Origin of the sequence: Nocardioides sp. NPDC023903 (assembly GCF_040639295.1) — a bacterium.
Lineage (GTDB): Bacteria > Actinomycetota > Actinomycetes > Propionibacteriales > Nocardioidaceae > Nocardioides.
This window is the reverse complement of record NZ_JBEZZS010000013.1, coordinates 1-16409: the sequence shown is the minus strand read 5'-3', so window position 1 is coordinate 16409 and position 16409 is coordinate 1. Positions and strand designations below refer to the sequence as shown.

Here is a 16409-nt window from a genome sequence, read left to right as displayed (position 1 = left end):
CATGACGCTCACGCAGAACACCGCGACCGGGTCGAAGCTCATCACCCAGAACTCGATCGAGCAGTTCCTCTACCGCGAGGCGCGCTTCCTCGATGACCGCGAGTTCGAGAAGTGGCTCGAGTGCTACGCCGACGACGTCGTCTACTGGATGCCCTGCTGGGACGACGCGGACCTCCTCACCGAGGACCCGCAGACCGAGATGTCGCTCATCTACTACCCCAACAAGGGTGGCCTGGAGGACCGGGTCTTCCGGATCCGTACGGAGCGATCCTCGGCCACCTCGCTGCCCGAGCCGCGTACGTCGCACAACATCAGCAACGTCGAGGTGATCGAGCGCCGCGGCGACCTGGTCGACGTGCGCTTCAACTGGCACACCATGTACTTCCGCTACAAGACCGTCGACCCCTACTACGGCACGTCGTTCTACACCATCGACTTCTCCGGCGAGCAGCCGCTGATCCGCCGAAAGAGCGTGGTGCTGAAGAACGACTACATCCACCACGTCGTCGACATCTACCACGTCTGAGGCGCCTGCGATGACTGCAATCGAGACCGAGCCCACGACCGGGGTGGCGACTCACCAGGTCGCGCTCTCCTTCGAGGACGGGGTGACCCGGTTCATCACCGTGCGTGAGGACCAGACCGTCGCCGACGCGTCCTATCGGCAGCGGATCAACATCCCGCTGGACTGCCGCGACGGCGCCTGCGGGACGTGCAAGGCGCTGTGCGAGTCGGGGGAGTACGACGGCGGCACCTACATCGAGGACGCGCTCTCCGAGGCGGAGGCCGCCGAGGGGTACGCCCTGCCGTGCTCGATGAAGCCGCGCTCGGACCTCGCGCTGCAGATCGCCACCACCTCCGAGGTCGCCAAGACCGGTGCCGCGAGCTACACCGGCACCGTCGTCGGCCTGTACCGGCTGAGCCCGACCACGGTCGAGCTCGCCATCGACATCCCCAACCGCGGCGAGCTGGCCTTCCTGCCTGGTCAGTACGTCAACATCGCCGTGCCGGGCACCGAGGTGACCCGCTCGTACTCCTTCGCGAACGCCCCGCACGAGGAGCGGCTCGTCTTCCTGGTCAAGCTCACCCCGGGCGGCGCCATGTCGACCTGGCTGACCGAGCGCGCCGCCGTCGGCGACGAGGTCACCTTCACCGGCCCGAACGGCTCCTTCTTCCTGCGCGAGGCACGCCGGCCGGTGCTGATGCTGGCCGGTGGCACCGGGCTCGCGCCCGTGCTCTCGATGCTGCGCCAGCTCGAGGTCGACGGCTGCGACCGCGGCGGCCGCCTGGTCTACGGCGTCAGCACCGACGACGACCTGGTCAAGCTCGACGAGGTCGGTGAGCTGGTCTCGCGGCTGCCCGGGTTCAGCTGGGACCACTGCGTCTCCGACCCCGCCTCGACCGCGGCCAACAAGGGCTACGTGATGAGCCTGATCGGCGACGACGACCTGCACGACGGCGACGTCGCGATCTACCTGTGCGGCCCGCCGCCGATGGTCGAGGCGGTGCGTACGCACGTCGCCGGTGCCGGCATCCAGCCCACCGGGTTCTACTACGAGAAGTTCGCCCTCGCCGTCCCCGCCGAGGCGTCAGTGGCGTCGGCCGAGACGTCGCCCGCGTCGACCGAAGCGTCACAGGTGCCCGTCGAGCTGGAGACCCATCCGGAGGCGCGGGCCATCGCGGGGCAGCAGATGCTCCCCGCGCTCGACCTCGGACCGAGCGGATCGGCCACCGTGGCTCGCGACGACTGCGATGTCGTACGCCGCATCGCCGGTCAGCTGGTCGCGCCGGCACCCGCTGGTCGGGGCCACTTCGTTCAGACCCCGAGGGTGAGCGAGCGTGTCGAGACCAACACGGTCGAAGACCTGATCGTCGCAGTCGAGGCGCGTGGCATCGGTGGTCAGAAGATCTTTGCTCGAGACGACTCTGTTGGTCTCGACACGCCTCCGCCTAGCGGCTCCGACGGCTCGACCAGCGGGGACACCACCGCGGACGGGTACACGATCGGTGAGGAGCACCCGGACATCTCGGCCTCCGATGCGATCTTCGAGGCCCGCGCGGCGCTGGAGGTGGGGGCGCTCGATCTCACCATCGGACGGCTCGACTCCCAGCAGCTGGCCGGCTATCGGCTGCTCGCCGAGTCGACCCTCCCGTACGTCGAGGGCGACCGGTTCCTCGACGCCCACGGCTACACCGAGTCGAACGCGGCCTTCCACGACTACCTGTTCACCCTCACCGGAAACAGCCACCTGCTGGCCGCCTACCAGGCGCTCGGGGTGAAGGGCCGGATGGAGGACGTGCTGCGCAACGCCACCTGGTGCCACCCGCGGTGCACCCAGGACCACCTCGACATCGTCGAGGCCTTCGAGCGCGGCGACCGAGTGGCGGCCCGCGACCTGATCAAGGCCCACAGCGAGCGGTCGCAGGAGACCATGCGGCGCGCGATGGCCGAGTCGGCCGCCGCGACCAGGCCGCGGTTCATCACCCCGGGCCGGTTCGCCGGCCAAGTCGTGGTCGTCACCGGGGCGGCCCAGGGCATCGGCGCGCAGGTGGCCCGCCGGGTGGCCGCCGAGGGCGGAAAGGTCGTCCTCGCCGACCGCTCGCCGCTGGTCGCCGAGGTCACCCACGAGCTCGCCGGCCAGGGCGCGAGCGTCAGCGCGGTCGAGTGCGACCTCGAGCACTACGAGGGCGCGGCCGCGCTGGTGGAGCAGGCTGTGGAGACGTACGGCCGGATCGACGTGCTGATCAACAACGTCGGCGGCGCGATCAACTTCAAGCCGTTCACCGAGTTCACCGCTGAGCAGATCGACGCCGAGATCACCCGGTCGCTGATGACCACGCTGTACGCCTGCCGGGCCGCCCTGCCGGGCATGGTCGAGCGCGGCCACGGCGTCATCGTCAACGTCTCCTCGGCCGCGACCCGCGGCATCCACCGGATCCCGTACTCCGCGGCGAAGGGCGGGATCAACGCGATCACCGCCTCGCTCGCGCTGGAGTACGCCGGCTCGGGTGTCCGGGTCACCGCGACGGCCCCGGGAGGTACGGAGGCTCCGCCACGCCGGATCTCCCGGGGCACACCACGGCCGCGTACCGACACCGAGAAGGACTGGTTCCAGGCCCACATCGACCAGACCCTCGAGACCTCACTGATGCACCGCTACGGCACGCTCGACGAGCAGGCCGCCGCGATCTGCTTCCTCGCCTCCGAGGAAGCCTCCTACATCACCGGCACGGTCCTTCCCGTCGCCGGCGGTGACCTCGGCTGAGCCACCAGGTCCTCTCTCGGGGCCGTCCCTCCCTTCGCGAGCACGCTCGCGTCACCCATGGAGATCACCCATGCCCGACAACACCGAAAACACCGATGAAATCACTCGGGCCAAGACCGGGCGTCAGCTCGCCTGGGTCGTCGCGCTCTCCGCGCTGGCCCTGATGTTCGACGGCTACGACCTCGTGGTCTACGGCACGGTGCTGCCGACTCTGATGGCCGATCCATCCCAGATCGGGCAGCTCTCCGCGGGCCAGGCGGGCACGCTGGGCAGCTATGCGCTGGTCGGGGTCCTCGTCGGCGCGCTGAGCGCCGGCGCGGTCAGCGACCGGATCGGCCGCCGGAAGGTCGTGCTCGCCAGCATCACCTGGTTCTCGCTCGGGATGGCCGTGACCGCGTTCGCCCAGTCGATCGCCGTCTTCGGGATGCTGCGCTTCCTCACCGGCATCGGGCTGGGCGCGATCCTGGCGACCGTCGGCGCCCTGGTGGCCGAGTTCGCGCCGCCGGAGCGGAAGAACCGGCTCAACGCGATCGTCTACAGCGGCATCCCCGCCGGTGGCGTGGCCGCCTCCGTGATGGCGCTCATCATCGACCCGAGCGGCTCCAGTTGGCGGATCCTGATGGCGATCGGCGCCGCCCCGCTGGTGCTCCTGCTGCCCTTCGCCATCGCCAAGCTGCCCGAGTCGCAGCTGTGGCTCGACTCCCGCGGCCGGGTCGCGTCGACCACCGCCCAGGAGGCGGTCGGCTTCAGCGCCCTGGCCCGCCGCCCGCTCGCGTTCCCGACCATGGTGCTCGGGCTGATGAGCTTCTCCGGCCTGCTGCTCACCTACGGCCTGAACACCTGGCTGCCGAAGATCATGGAGGACAACGGCTACGGCAAGGCGTACGCCCTCACGTTCCTGCTGGTGCTCAACGGGGGTGCCATCATCGGCGGTCTCCTCGCCTCGTACGTCGCCGACCGCACCGGTGCCAAGAAGGTGGTCTCGACGACCTTCGTGCTCGCCGGCCTGATGCTGTTGCTGCTGCCCCTCGGGCTGCCGCTCGCCGTCCTGTTCCCGGCCGTCGCGATCGCCGGCGTCGGCACGATCGGTACGCAGGTGCTCATCTACGGGCTCGTCGCCAACTACTACCCGACCCGGGCCCGCGGCGCTGGCGTCGCGTGGTGTGCCGGGTTCGGCCGGCTGGGCGGCATCGTCGGACCGATCATCGGCGGGGCCCTGGTCGCCGCCGGGGTGGGCGGCACCACCGCCTTCCAGATCTTCGCGGGCGTCGCGGTGCTCGGTGCCCTGGTCGCCTCCGCCGTGCCGCGGTCCCCGGAAGAGACCGTCGTGAGCGTCACGCTCGACGACGGCGTACCGGCCTGAAGGGGGCCTAGGGTGTGACCGTGCTCATAGAACGAGCTGGGTGTGTCGGTCGCGAGGACGAGCTCGTCGAGCTCACCTCGCGGCTGGCAGCCACCCGCACCTCCGGCTCCGCCGCCGTCCTGGTCCTCGGGGACCCGGGGCTGGGGAAGACCGCGCTGCTGCGCGGCCTGGCCGACCGGGTGGCGACGCCGGCGCTGAGGGCCCGCGCCGGTGCGTGGGAGCAGGACTCGCCTGGGTCGGTGCTCCGCCAGCTGCTCGGTGAGGAGCCGCCGGCCGACCCGGTTGCCGCGGCCGACGCCCTGGTCGCGCGGGCCCTGGCTGGGTGTGCCGACGAGCCCGGTCTGGTCCTGGTCGACGACGCCGACCTCGCCGACACGCTCTCGCTGCAGGCGATCGCCTCCGCGCTGCGTAGACACCGCGAGGCACCGGTGCTGGTGGTGCTGGCGGCCACCCGCACCACCGCGTTCCTCGGCGAGATCGCCACCGAGACCGTACGCATCGAGGGGCTGGACGCGGCCGCCGTCGGTGAGCTCGCCTCGCTCCGCGGGCGGGTCCTGCACCCGTCGATGGCCGAGGTCCTCACCCGCCACACGGCGGGCAGCCCGCGCGACGCGGTCGCTCTGCTCGACGAGCTGCCGCCGACCCGTTGGGCACGGCCCGACACCCAGCTGCCCGCCCCGGTCCACGTACGCGACGAGGTCCAGCTCGCCCTCGCCGGGTGCGGTGCCGCCGGACGCGCGCTCGCCGAGGCCTTCGCGATCCTGGGAGAGGACGCGTCGCTGGGCCAGGCCGCGGCCCTCGCCGGCCTCGAGGACCCGCTCTCCGCGGTCGACGCCCTAGCCTCGGCCGGGCTCGTCGAGACCACCCGCGACCACCGCCCCCGATGGCGTACGCCATTGGTCGGCGTCGCCGTGCTGGCGACGATGGGCGCTCGCAGGTCCGCCGACGCGCACCAGCGCGCCGCCGCGATCGTCGACGACGAGGTCAGCCGCGCCCGGCACCTCGTCGCCGCGACCCCGCTACCCGACGCCGAGCTCGCAGACGAGGTCGCCCGGTTGGCTCAACGCCGCGGCGACGAGGGTGCCTGGGCGGAGGCCGCCGCCCTCTACCGCGACTCCAGCCGGCTCACCGAGGACCCGGTGCGGCGCGACGACCGGCTGATCCGCTCCGTCGACGCCCTGGTCGCGGCGGGCGACGGCATGGGCGCCGCGGCGCTGGTCCCGATCGTCGAAAGTCTGCGCGAGACGCCGCTGCGTGACGCGGTTCTCGCCTATCTGGCGATCCTGCGCGGCCGCGCCACCGAGGCCGAGGTACGCCTCAAGCGCGCCTGGGACATCGTCAATGCCGACCGGGAGCCGGAGACCGCCGCGCTGATCGCCACCCGGCACGTGCTGCACTCGCTGGCGCTGTGCCGGGGCGACGAGCTGGTCACCTGGGCCGACCGGGCCATCTCGCTGGCCGGCCGGGACTCGGCGGCGGGCGTCGAGGCGGCGGCCATCCGCGGGCTCGGTCTGGCGATGGCCGGCCGGTTCGAGGAGGCCCACGAGGCGTACGCCCTGGCCGCCCGCCGCGTCGGGCACAGCGCCCAGACCCAGCGGGTCACGATGGGACGCGGCTGGCTCGACGTACTCTCCGACGAGCCCGACGAGGCCCGCAGCCGCCTGGAAGGGGTCACCGACCCGCGGGTGCTCGGCGGGTCGACCCGGATCTCGATGTGGGCCCTGGCCTGGCTGGCGCGCGTGCAGTTCCTGACCGGTCAGGGCGAGGCGGCCCTGCAGACGGTCGCGGCCGGGCGGGCGCTGGCCGCCGAGTCGGGCATCGCCCTGGTCACCCCGCTGCTGGAGTGGACGGCCACCGAAACCCACCTGCTGCGCGGCAGCTGGGAGGAGGCCGCCCGCACCGCCCGCGCCGCCGAGGTCGGGGCGCAGGGCTACGAGATCATGCGCGTCCCCGCGCTGCTCGCCCGCGCCCACATCGCCGAGGCCCGCAGCGACTTCCGTGCCGTCCTCCGCATCCTCGAGCCGCTCACCCAGGCCCCGGCCGGCAACGCGCTGACCGAGCCGGCCATCTGGCCCTGGGCCGAGACGTACGCCGCCGCGCTGATCGCGGAGGGCAGGCTGGACGAGGCCGACGAGTTCCTCCGCCCGCACGAGATCCGCGCCCTCGAGGAGCAGCACCGCTCCGCCCAGGCCAGGCTGGCCACCGCCCGTGGCCGCTGGCACGGGGCCCGTGGCGACCTCGCCGGGGTTCGGGACACGTTCGACCGCGCGCTCGGCCTGCTCGACGGGATGCCGCTGCGCTACGAGCGCGCCCGGGTCACCTTCGCCTACGGCCAGGCGCTGCGCCGGGCCGGCCGTCGTCGTGACGCCGAGGCGCTGCTCTCCTCCGCGCGCGATCTGTGGGACGGGATCGGGGCGCTGACCTACGTCGCCGCCGCCCAGCGCGAGCTGCGCGCCGGGGGAGTGCGGGCGCCGCGCGGTCAGCGCGGGCCGGTGGACCTGACCCCGCAGGAGGAGACCGTCGCGGAGATGGTCGCCTCCGGGCTCTCCAACCGCGAGGTGGCCGCGCAGCTCTTCGTCTCGCCCAAGACCGTGCAGTACCACCTGACCCGCATCTACGCGAAGCTCGGCGTCCGCAGCCGGACCGAGCTCGCCGCGATGGCGGCCGAGCCGACGGAGGAGCCATGAGCACCGACCTCGACGTCCGAGAACCCCGGGTCGGTCTGCGGCGCGACCTGGGCCGTCACGAGCTGGTCAACGGCTTCATCGGCTTCCTCTTCTCCTGCACCGGCCCGGTCGCGGTGATTCTCGCCGTCGGCCAAGGGGCCGGGCTCTCCGCAGGTGTCGTCGCTTCCTGGGTGAGCGCGGTCTTCTGCCTCAACGGGGTGCTGACGATCATCGCCTCGCGCTGGAGCCAACAGCCGCTGGTCTACTTCTGGACGATCCCCGGCACCGTGGTCGTCGGCCAGGCGATGGCCGCCGGCACCACCTGGCCGGAGACGGTCGGCGGCTTCATCATGGCCGCGTTGCTCCTGCTCGCGCTGGCCCTGACCCGGCAGGTCGACCGGGTCATGCACCTGCTGCCGATGCCGATCGTGATGGCGATGGTGGCCGGTGTCTTCCTCCGCTTCGGCACCGACCTGGTCCTCGCCGTCGACCGCGACCTCGCGGTCGCCGGACCGATGGTGGTCGCCTTCCTCGCCGTCAGCGCGGTCCCACGGCTGGCCCGCTGGCTCCCCGCGGTGCTGGTCGCGCTCGCGGTCGGCGCGGTGGCGGTGAGCCTCGCCGACCGACCGGCCGTCGAGGTCTCCGGCCGCTGGGTGATCGACCCGGTCTGGACCGCGCCGGTCTTCACCGGGTCCGCCTTCATCGAGCTCACCATCCCCCTGCTGATCACCGTCCTGGTCGTCCAGAACGGCCAGGGCATGGCGGTCCTGCGGGCCGCCGGCCACGACCCGCGGATGAACCAGGTGACCGGCTGGTGCGGGGTGACTTCGCTGGTCGCGGCCCCGTTCGGTGGCGTTTCCACCTGCCTCGCCGGGCCGACCAACGCGCTGGTCACCGCCTCGGGCGAGCGGCGACGGCACTATGCCGCGGCGATCTGGTGCGGCGTACTCGCGATCGGGTTCGGCCTGCTCGCCCCCGGCATGGTGCGGGTCATCACCACCATGCCCGAGGCGTACGTCGCTGTGCTGGGCGGCCTGGCCATGCTCAAGCCGCTCCAGGGCGCCTTCCAGACCGCCTTCAGCGGGCCCTATGTCACCGGCGCGCTGGTCACCTTCCTGGTGACCGTCGCCGACGTCACCGTCTTCAACATCGGCTCCGCGTTCTGGGGGCTGGTGGTCGGTGTCGCGGTCAGCGTGCTGCTCGACCGCGACAGCCGGAACAACAGCAGGGAGAAGTCATGACCATCACCGACACCACCTACCCCGACGCGACGATGCGCTACGGCGCCACCGCCCGCCAGGTCGCCGACGTCTTCGAGCCGGCGGAGGCGACGGACTCGCTCGTGCTGCTGCTCCACGGCGGGATGTGGCGCGACTCCGACCGGATGCGCACCTGGTCCGCCGGCCGGGCGCTGGCCGAGGCGGGCCATCTGACCGCGACGGTGGAATACCGGCACGGGCCCGGTCAGTGGCAACAGGCCTTCGAGGACATCGAGACCGCGATCGAGTCGATCCAGCTCAGCGGCCGGGAGTGGACCATCCACAACGACGCACCCCGCCGGATCACCCTGGTCGGACACTCCTCTGGCGGCCAGCTCGCTCTGTGGGCGGCCGCCCAGGCAGGCACCCTCGTCACCGGCGTCGTGGCACTGGCTCCCGCCGCAGCGCTGGTCGCGATGAGCCAGGACGGACTCGGCGAGGGTGCGGTCGAGGAGTTCCTCGGCGGCACCCCGTCCGAGTCGCCCGAGGCGTACGCCGCCGCCGACCCGCTCGGCCTCGCTCCACAGGTCCCCGTGCGGATCCTGCACGGCGCCGCCGACACCGTGATCCCGCTCGCGATCTCCGAGCGCTACGCGGCAGCACACCCCGGCGTACGTCTGGTGGTCGACGGCGCCGACCACGCCTCCTGGGGCGACCCGGCCTCGACGGCCTGGCCGCACCTGCTCACCGCGGTCAGAGAGGTATGAGGGTCGAGGCGAGCCCGAGCAGCGCGCAGACGCCGAGGGTGCGCATGGTGCTCCACCCGCGCCAAAAGATGAGCGCGATCGCCACCGCGGTGATCGCGAACGCGACCGGATCCCACGAGGAGAGGACCGGGAGGTCCAGGTCGACGGGCCCCCACGCCAGGGTGCGGGAGTCATCGAACAGGGTGTGCAGAGCAAAGAAGAGCGCGAGGTTGGCGATCACGCCGACCACCGCCGCGGTGATCCCGGTGAGCGCCGCGGTGAGGTGGTGGTTGTTCCGAAGCCGCTCGACGTACGGGGCACCCAGGAAGATGAACAGGAAGCAGGGGACGAAGGTCACCCAGGTCACCAGCAGCGAGGCGATGACGGCGGCCACCCAGGGGTCGAGGGAGCCCGGGTTGCGGTAGGCACCCACGAAGGCGACGAACTGCACGACCATGATCAACGGCCCCGGGGTGGTCTCGGCGAGCGCGAGACCGCGGACCATCTCGCCGGCCTTCAACCAGCCGAAGACGTAGACCGCCTGATGGGCGACGTAGGCGAGGACCGCGTACGCACCTCCGAAGGTGACGACGGCGGCACCGGAGAAGAACAGGCCCTGGTCCACGAACACGCTGTCGCGACTGAACACAACCGCCGCCACCGCCACCGGGGCGAACCACAGCACCAGGCCGAGGACGAGGATCTTCAGGCCGCGGACCTTCGAGGGGGCGTCGTGGTGCAGGGCGTCATCGCTGATCAGCGGCTCGGGACCGTCGTCCGTGCTGCCGTGACCCTTGCTCCGGGTGAAGGCGGGGACCCGCGTGCCGGCCAGCCAGCCGAGCAGAGCCGCGACGAGGATCACGACCGGGAACGGGACCTTGAAGACGGTCAGCGCGACGAACGAGGCGACCGCCATCGCCACCAGGATCGGATGGTGCAGCGCTCGCTTGCCCACGCGCTGCACGGCCTGGACCACGATCGCGATCACCGCGGGCGCGAGGCCGGCGAACAGCCCGGTCACCAGCGCGGTGGATCCGGCGCCGACGTACAGCGCCGAGAGGGCGAGGAGCGCGACGACGCCGGGCAGCACGAACAGAACGCCGGCGATGAACCCGCCGAGCGTGCCGTTGAGCAGCCAGCCGACGTAGATGGCCAGCTGCTGGGCCTCGGGACCGGGCAGCAGCATGCAGTAGTTGAGCGCATGGAGGAATCGCTGCTGTCCGATCCAGCGCTTCTCGTCGACCAGCTTGTGCTGCATGACCGCGATCTGGCCGGCGGGCCCGCCGAAGGTCTGCAAGGAGATCGCGAACCACGCGCGGGTCGCCTCCCGAAGCGGGATCACGTCCTTGGTGCGTGCCTTCTCGAGCGTCATGGCGTATCCGTTCCGGTGAGGAGGGTTCGTCGTAGGTGGGTGTGGACGGCGTCGAAGATCGGAGCGGTCATCTCGATGACATCGTCGTCGTCGTGGACCGCCGACAGGGCGCGCAGGATCAGGTCGAAGCCGGGGGCTTCGGGAGCGTCGTACGCCTCGTCCTCGAGGTCGGCCTCGTGGACGATCGCCGCGATCCGCCACAGCACCGGATCGTCGAGGCTGTAGCGGCGCAGGATGGTCTCGAAGGTGCAGTCGGCGCCGTGGTGGCCGAGGTCGACGCCACGCATGTCGAACGGGGTCGCATCCGCGGGTACGTCGTCGGGGTCGCTGACGAACACGAACTCTGCCTCGTGGTCGACGTCGCGACGGATCAGCCAGGCGCAGGCAGCCCGGTCGATGTGTACGCCGGCACGGGTCGCCCACCTCATCGCGGCATCCCCTGATCGGCGACGGCCGGGGCGGGAGCGTCCTGAAGCGTGGCGGCCAGCGCGGCGAGTGACTGGCGGGCCTGTTCCCGTGCGGGCGGGCGGAAGTAGTCACGGCGCCGGACACGGTTGTTCTCGGCGCGAAGGCGCCGCAGCGCCCTCACGCGGTCGCTCTCGTCGGCATCCAGCGCGGCGACGGCGTCGTCGATGATGACCTGGTACTCCTCGGTGCGCGCGGAGTTCATCGTCTGCGCGAGCTCGCGCTCCTGGACCCGGGTGGTCGGCCGAGCCAGCCACACGCCCGCGCGGCCGCCCGACGCGATGGTGTGGTCGGCAGCCCATTCCAGCTGCTCCCGCGTCCGGACATCGGCTGGAAGCGCGACCAGTCCGTCGGCCAGCTGGACGACACCGAGCCGTCTGAGACGTCGCCACAGCGACAACCGAGGCGTCGACGGATCCCGCGGAAGCGAATAGGTCAGGAACACCCACTCGCCGGGTTCATCAATCTGCACCATATCTATACCGTAACCACGGTTACAGACTGACTTTCAAGCGGGTCCGTCTAACGAGATGCGAGCCCCGATCTGTAAGGATCGCGGTGTGAGTGACCTGCGCGTCGGTATCGGCCTGCGGTTTGCGCGCGGTCTCGTCACCGCCGCCGTGGCCGCGGGGATCGGTGCGCTCTGCCACGTCGGAGCAGGCGGCCTGTTGCCCTCCGCGCCGTGGTTGATCGCCGTCTTCGCGGGTGTAGCAGCCGTCACGATCGTTTCCCTGGGGATTCCGGCTGGCCTGCTCCGGCTGATGGCACTGGTTGGCGGGGGCCAGTTCGTGACCCACGCGATGCTCACCGCGCTCGCTGGTCATCGCGGTGATCACCAGCCGCATCATTCATCGGCGGACGTGGTCATACGGCCCATTCAAGTGGCGGACGCACCCGGAGCCGGCCGGCAGGGCTCGCTCCATGACCTGTCGATGCCGCAAGCCACCTCAGCGCCGGCCCCGGCGCCACCGCATTGGCTCTCGCACATCGTCGAAGACTTCACGGGTCCGCATCTGGCGATGGCGGCCGGGCATCTCGTAGCCGCACTCGTCGTCGCATGGTGGCTCGCCCAGGGCGAGAAGGCACTGTGGAGATTCATCCTGCTGGTGGCCGCCATCGCCATCGGAAGTCTCAGCGCGCTGATCGCCCGCAGCAGCCTCCCGCCCATCGAGACACGATTCCCGTCGGCGCCCGCCGCACCGCGGAGACAACCACGCCTTCGCCTGGCGCCGTTGACCGGTGGTCTGGCGCGCCGTGGGCCACCGCTGGTCGTGATCTGACCCTCCCCTCTCGTCCGGCCATGGACGAGCGCTCATCGCGCCGCGCGATCGCCATGCGAATCTCGCGGCATGCGCGAGCAACCCTTCAGACACGACTCATGAGAGAGAACCCATGTCGTTCCACCGCTGCCCCCTCGGGCGATTCAGCACCACCATCGCTGTGGCCCTCACGCTCGTCCTCGCGCTCGCCGCATGCGGGAGCGCCGACGAGGACACCGCCCCACCGACCGAGCCGACCGGCGCGACGTCCTCCGCGACCCCTTCGGCGGCCACCTCCTCAGCAGCTCCGGCCAGCCCTACGACCGAGTCGACCGACCTCGGGCCGCTGCTCACGGTCACGATCGACGGAGACCAGATCTCGCCCAACGCCGAGGAGATCGATCTCGGCACCGGAGACAAGCTCCTGGTCGAGGTCCAGTCCGACCGCGCCGGCGAGCTGCACGTCCACTCCGCCCCGGAGCAGTTCGTCCAGTTCGCCGCGGGGACCACGGACGGCGAGATCGTCGTCAACACACCGGGCACCGTCGAGGTCGAGGACCACGACACCAGCGCCGTCGTCGCCCTCATCGAGGTGCACTGACCTTGTTCCCCCTGATCCTGCCCATGCACGGCTTGGGCGGGGGCGCCGACCTGCCCATTCCCGCCTCCTTCGCGATCGCTGGCGGCACCGCCGCCCTCGCGCTGTCCTTCGTCGTGCTGCTCCTGGCCTGGCGTACGCCTCGGTTCTCGACCGCCGGCGGCGAACGAGCCGTCCCCGCCGGGCTCGCCGCATTACTGGACAGTCGCGGCTGGACCATGAGCATCCGCACACTCGGGACGGTGTTCTTCTGCTTCATGCTCTGGCCCGCGCTGTTCGGGCCGGACCTGCTCAACAACCCCACCTTCGGTGTGGTCTATGTCTGGCTCTGGGTCGGCATCGTCCCGGCGTCGCTGCTGTTCGGCCGCTTCTACCGTGCCGTCAGCCCGGCCCGGACGATCCACCTGATCGTGGCGAAGGTCGCGGGACGACCACCTGGTGAAGGCGTCCGCAGCTATCCGGCCTGGCTTGGGTACTGGCCGGCCGCAATCGGGTTGTTCGCCTTCGTATGGCTCGAGCTCGTCTCACCTCAAGCGACCTACCTGGGTCCGGTTCGCGCATGGTTCGCGTGCTACCTGGCAGCGATGTTGCTCGGTGGCGCGATCTTCGGTGAACGATGGCTCGAGCGGGCCGACCCGTTCGAGGTCTACTCCACCCTGTTGGCCCATCTCTCGCCCTGGGGACGCAACGAGAAAGGCAATCTCGTCTGGATCAGTCCGCTGCGCCACCTTGCCCGGGTGCCGGGCGAGGCGGGTCTGGTGGCCACGGTCTCGGTCCTCCTCGGGAGCACCGCATACGACAGCTGGCGCGAGAGCGTGACCTGGATCCGGTTCGTCCAGTCCAGCGGCATCGATGGAACCCTGCTGGGAACAGCCGGACTCCTGACAGCGGTCACCGTGGTCGGCGTCGTGTTCGTGGCGGCGTCCATGGCCACCGGGGTCGAGGACGGCGCCGACCGCTGGCGGATCCCGCGTCAGCTCGCTCACTCCGTCGTCCCGATCGTGGTCGGCTACATGGTCGCGCACTACCTGAGCTTCTTCGTCCAGGTCGGCTCGCAGACCTTGATCCAGATCAGCGACCCCCTGGGAACCGGGGCGAACCTGTTCGGCACCGCCAACTGGGAGGTCAACTACTGGTTCGCCCAGCATGCGACACTCCTCGCATCGACCAAAGTGGTTGCCATCGTCGCCGGCCACGTACTCGGTGTCATCGCCGCTCACGACCGTGCCCTGGAGATCCTCCCTCGCAGGCACCAGGTTGCCGGCCAGCTACCGCTGCTCCTCGCGATGGTGCTCTACACCTACATGGGCCTCTACCTGCTGTTCGGAGCCTGACATGAGCACAGCCGCTCAGAGCCCGACGTTCGACCAGACCCCCACAAGGAGTCTCCACATGCTGCCCCGAGCCTCACGTCTCAGACGGTCGATGATCGCCACCGTCGGCGCGCTGCTCGTCTTCGCACCCACACCTGCCCGCGCACATGGCATCGGCAGCGAGGCAGCCGACAAGTCCGTACTGGAGTTCATCCCGATCGGGATGGAACACATGCTGCTCGGATGGGACCACGTCCTCTTCGTCGCCGGCGTCCTGCTCGTCGCCTCGCAGGTACGCGTGGCCGCCAAGATGATCAGCCTGTTCGCGCTCGGCCACTCCACCACACTGATTGTCGCCACGCTCGCCGGATGGCGGATCAACCCCGAAGCCGTCGACATCGTGATCGCGCTCAGCGTGGTGGTCGTCGCCGTCGTGGCCATCCTCGGCCGCCCCCAGCACCCCGGGTGGTTCGCCGCGATGGTGTTCGGATTCGGACTCGTCCACGGGCTCGGACTGGCCACCCGGTTCCAGGACCTCGGCATCCCCGAAGCCGGCCAGTTGTGGCGAGTGATCGCCTTCAACATCGGCATCGAGATCGGCCAGCTCATCGTCATCTTCGCCGTCCTCGCGATCGCACTCATCGTCGCCGCGATCGTGGGCCGCGATCGGGAACCCGCCGCGATGAAGCTCGCAGCTGCCGCCCTCATCGTCGGCGGCTCGGTAGCGACTTCGATGGTGGCCTACCAGATGTTCACCGAACCCGACGACATCGTCGCTGCCGGCTACGACATCACCAGCGACGTCTGCGCGGTCGCCGACCGCACCGAACCACTCCCAGCGGATGGCGACCACGCATCGAAGAGCTTCTTCGAACCCACCGAGGAAGCCCCGCTCGGCGACTTCGGTCACTCGGTCGGGGACGGATACATCGCGGTGCTCTACCCCACCACCCTGCAAGGCCCCGACCTGCAAGACCTCCGAGCATTCATCACCGACGCAGACGGCGCCCTCGCCGGCCCCGCCTCCCAGGTCGGCGAGAAGGTTGTCGCCATCACCGCCGATCAGCAACTGACCTGCGACGAGCTCGACATCGAAGCGCTGACGCAGTTCAAGAAGGAGTGGTTCGCCTCCATGTGACGGCGCCTGTCTCACGCTGCCACTCGGGCGGACCTCAGGAGTGCGGCACGACGACATCGTCGGCGCGGTCGCCGGCGCCGGGGTAGAGAGCCAGGATCAGGAGTACGCCGACGACCAGGCCCACGAGCTGCGCGAGGATGAACGGAGCCACCGAGCCCGGCGCGATTCCGGCGAACGTGTCGGAGAAGACCCGGCCGATGGTGACGGCCGGGTTGGCGAACGAGGTGGAGCTGGTGAACCAGTAGGCGGCGCCGATGTAGCCACCGACCGCGGGCGCGGCGAGGGCGCCGCGGTCGCTGCGTACGAGGGCGAAGATCAGGGCGACGAGACCGGCGGTGGCGACGATCTCGGCCACGAAGTGTCCGCTGGTGGCGCGGTCCTTGGTGGAGATCGCCTGGTCGACATCGAACATGAGGTTGGCCAGCACCGCGCCACCGACCGCCCCGAGAATCTGGACGATCGCGTAGGAGCCGACCTCGGCGATCGACAGTCCCTTGCCGCTGCGGCGGCCGAGGAACCAGTCGGCGAGCGAGACCACCGGGTTGAAGTGCGCCCCCGAGACGGGGCCGAACATCAGGATCAGCGCGGCCAGTCCGAAGACGGTCGCCATCGAGTTCTCCAGGAGCTGCAGGCCGACGTCGTCGGGGGAGAGCTGCTGAGCGGCGATGCCGGACCCGACGACCACGGCGACGAGCAGGGCAGTGCCCAGGAATTCGGCCAGCAGGCGGCGCGGGAGAGAAGTGATCACGTCCGCATTCTTGACGTTCAACGATTACTCAGTCAATATTGAGTCAATGGAGGTTGAGAGACAGCCGGAGCTGGTACGCCGGGCCAAGATGCACGCAGCGCTCGGTGATCCAGTGCGTCTCCGGATCGTCGACAGCCTCCAGATCAGTGATGCCTCCCCCACAGAGCTCGCCGGGATGCTCAATGTCTCGTCGAACTTGTTTGCTCACCACGTGCAGACGTTGGTGAGCGCAGGTGTCGTGTCCCGTCATCATTCCGAGGGCGACGGGAGGCGTAC

15 protein-coding genes are annotated in these 16409 nt (G+C 70.4%); 10 read left to right on the top strand and 5 right to left on the bottom strand.

Annotation, left to right across the window (positions count from 1 at the left end):
- The first annotated feature begins 1 nt into the window (after position 1).
- The 6 genes from benB to AB0F44_RS15305 all read left to right on the top strand — a co-directional run bounded on the left by benB (position 2) and on the right by AB0F44_RS15305 (position 9261).
- Entirely contained in the window at positions 2–526 is a 525-nt protein-coding gene (gene benB, locus AB0F44_RS15330) for a benzoate 1,2-dioxygenase small subunit (protein ID WP_357356777.1), read from the top strand.
- A gap of 10 nt (positions 527–536) precedes the next feature.
- Complete coding sequence (gene benC, locus AB0F44_RS15325) at positions 537–3266, top strand: benzoate 1,2-dioxygenase electron transfer component BenC (RefSeq protein ID WP_357356775.1); 2730 nt, start codon at positions 537–539, stop codon at positions 3264–3266.
- 70 nt (positions 3267–3336) lie between these two features.
- Positions 3337–4629: an aromatic acid/H+ symport family MFS transporter gene (locus tag AB0F44_RS15320; RefSeq protein WP_357356773.1), complete on the top strand. Its 1293-nt coding sequence runs from the start codon at positions 3337–3339 to the stop codon at positions 4627–4629.
- Positions 4630–4649: 20 nt separating this feature from the next.
- Entirely contained in the window at positions 4650–7316 is a 2667-nt protein-coding gene (locus tag AB0F44_RS15315; RefSeq protein WP_357356771.1) for a LuxR C-terminal-related transcriptional regulator, read from the top strand.
- The gene (locus AB0F44_RS15310; RefSeq protein ID WP_357356769.1) at positions 7313–8536 is read left to right on the top strand and encodes a benzoate/H(+) symporter BenE family transporter; all 1224 of its coding nucleotides are present in this window, start codon (positions 7313–7315) and stop codon (positions 8534–8536) included. Before AB0F44_RS15315 ends, AB0F44_RS15310 begins: the two co-directional genes overlap by 4 nt.
- On the top strand, positions 8533–9261 hold the full coding sequence (locus tag AB0F44_RS15305) for an alpha/beta fold hydrolase (protein ID WP_357356768.1): 729 nt from the start codon (positions 8533–8535) through the stop codon (positions 9259–9261). The genes AB0F44_RS15310 and AB0F44_RS15305 overlap by 4 nt, the downstream gene beginning before the upstream one ends.
- Here AB0F44_RS15305 and chrA read toward each other — a convergent pair.
- Genes chrA through AB0F44_RS15290 form a run of 3 tightly spaced genes read right to left on the bottom strand, consistent with a single transcriptional unit; the run spans position 9248 to position 11552 of the window.
- A complete protein-coding gene (gene chrA / locus AB0F44_RS15300; protein WP_357356766.1) occupies positions 9248–10612 on the bottom strand; it encodes a chromate efflux transporter in 1365 nt (454 codons plus the stop codon). The two genes, AB0F44_RS15305 and chrA, sit on opposite strands and share 14 nt — an antisense overlap.
- A complete protein-coding gene (locus AB0F44_RS15295) occupies positions 10609–11040 on the bottom strand; it encodes a chromate resistance protein ChrB domain-containing protein (protein WP_357356764.1) in 432 nt (143 codons plus the stop codon). Before AB0F44_RS15295 ends, chrA begins: the two co-directional genes overlap by 4 nt.
- Positions 11037–11552, bottom strand: coding sequence for a Chromate resistance protein ChrB (locus AB0F44_RS15290; RefSeq protein ID WP_357356762.1), 516 nt, complete (start codon positions 11550–11552; stop codon positions 11037–11039). The genes AB0F44_RS15295 and AB0F44_RS15290 overlap by 4 nt, the downstream gene beginning before the upstream one ends.
- Before the next feature lie 85 nt (positions 11553–11637).
- Here AB0F44_RS15290 and AB0F44_RS15285 point away from each other — a divergent pair, with 85 nt between their 5' ends.
- The 4 genes from AB0F44_RS15285 to AB0F44_RS15270 all read left to right on the top strand — a co-directional run bounded on the left by AB0F44_RS15285 (position 11638) and on the right by AB0F44_RS15270 (position 15385).
- The gene (locus tag AB0F44_RS15285) at positions 11638–12357 is read left to right on the top strand and encodes a hypothetical protein (protein ID WP_357356760.1); all 720 of its coding nucleotides are present in this window, start codon (positions 11638–11640) and stop codon (positions 12355–12357) included.
- A gap of 160 nt (positions 12358–12517) precedes the next feature.
- A complete protein-coding gene (locus tag AB0F44_RS15280) occupies positions 12518–12937 on the top strand; it encodes a hypothetical protein (protein ID WP_357356758.1) in 420 nt (139 codons plus the stop codon).
- Between the two features lie 2 nt (positions 12938–12939).
- Complete coding sequence (locus tag AB0F44_RS15275) at positions 12940–14268, top strand: hypothetical protein (protein WP_357356756.1); 1329 nt, start codon at positions 12940–12942, stop codon at positions 14266–14268.
- A 58-nt stretch (positions 14269–14326) separates the two neighbouring features.
- Complete coding sequence (locus AB0F44_RS15270; protein ID WP_357356754.1) at positions 14327–15385, top strand: HupE/UreJ family protein; 1059 nt, start codon at positions 14327–14329, stop codon at positions 15383–15385.
- 34 nt (positions 15386–15419) lie between these two features.
- Here AB0F44_RS15270 and AB0F44_RS15265 read toward each other — a convergent pair whose 3' ends face one another.
- On the bottom strand, positions 15420–16133 hold the full coding sequence (locus AB0F44_RS15265) for an MIP/aquaporin family protein (protein ID WP_357356752.1): 714 nt from the start codon (positions 16131–16133) through the stop codon (positions 15420–15422).
- Between the two features lie 43 nt (positions 16134–16176).
- A partial coding sequence (locus AB0F44_RS15260) for a hypothetical protein (RefSeq protein WP_357356750.1) occupies positions 16177–16409 on the bottom strand: 233 nt, incomplete at its 5' end.

What these genes read in the sequence shown, in the direction of transcription:
- AB0F44_RS15290 (WP_357356762.1), bottom strand. Translation starts at nt 11,552, where the DNA reads ATGGTGCAGATTGATGAACCCGGCGAGTGGGTGTTCCTGACCTATTCG.
- AB0F44_RS15270 (WP_357356754.1), top strand. Translation starts at nt 14,327, where the DNA reads ATGCTGCCCCGAGCCTCACGTCTCAGACGGTCGATGATCGCCACCGTC.
- AB0F44_RS15305 (WP_357356768.1), top strand. Translation starts at nt 8,533, where the DNA reads ATGACCATCACCGACACCACCTACCCCGACGCGACGATGCGCTACGGC.
- benC (WP_357356775.1), top strand. Translation starts at nt 537, where the DNA reads ATGACTGCAATCGAGACCGAGCCCACGACCGGGGTGGCGACTCACCAG.
- AB0F44_RS15320 (WP_357356773.1), top strand. Translation starts at nt 3,337, where the DNA reads ATGCCCGACAACACCGAAAACACCGATGAAATCACTCGGGCCAAGACC.
- benB (WP_357356777.1), top strand. Translation starts at nt 2, where the DNA reads ATGACGCTCACGCAGAACACCGCGACCGGGTCGAAGCTCATCACCCAG.
- chrA (WP_357356766.1), bottom strand. Translation starts at nt 10,612, where the DNA reads ATGACGCTCGAGAAGGCACGCACCAAGGACGTGATCCCGCTTCGGGAG.
- AB0F44_RS15310 (WP_357356769.1), top strand. Translation starts at nt 7,313, where the DNA reads ATGAGCACCGACCTCGACGTCCGAGAACCCCGGGTCGGTCTGCGGCGC.
- AB0F44_RS15295 (WP_357356764.1), bottom strand. Translation starts at nt 11,040, where the DNA reads ATGAGGTGGGCGACCCGTGCCGGCGTACACATCGACCGGGCTGCCTGC.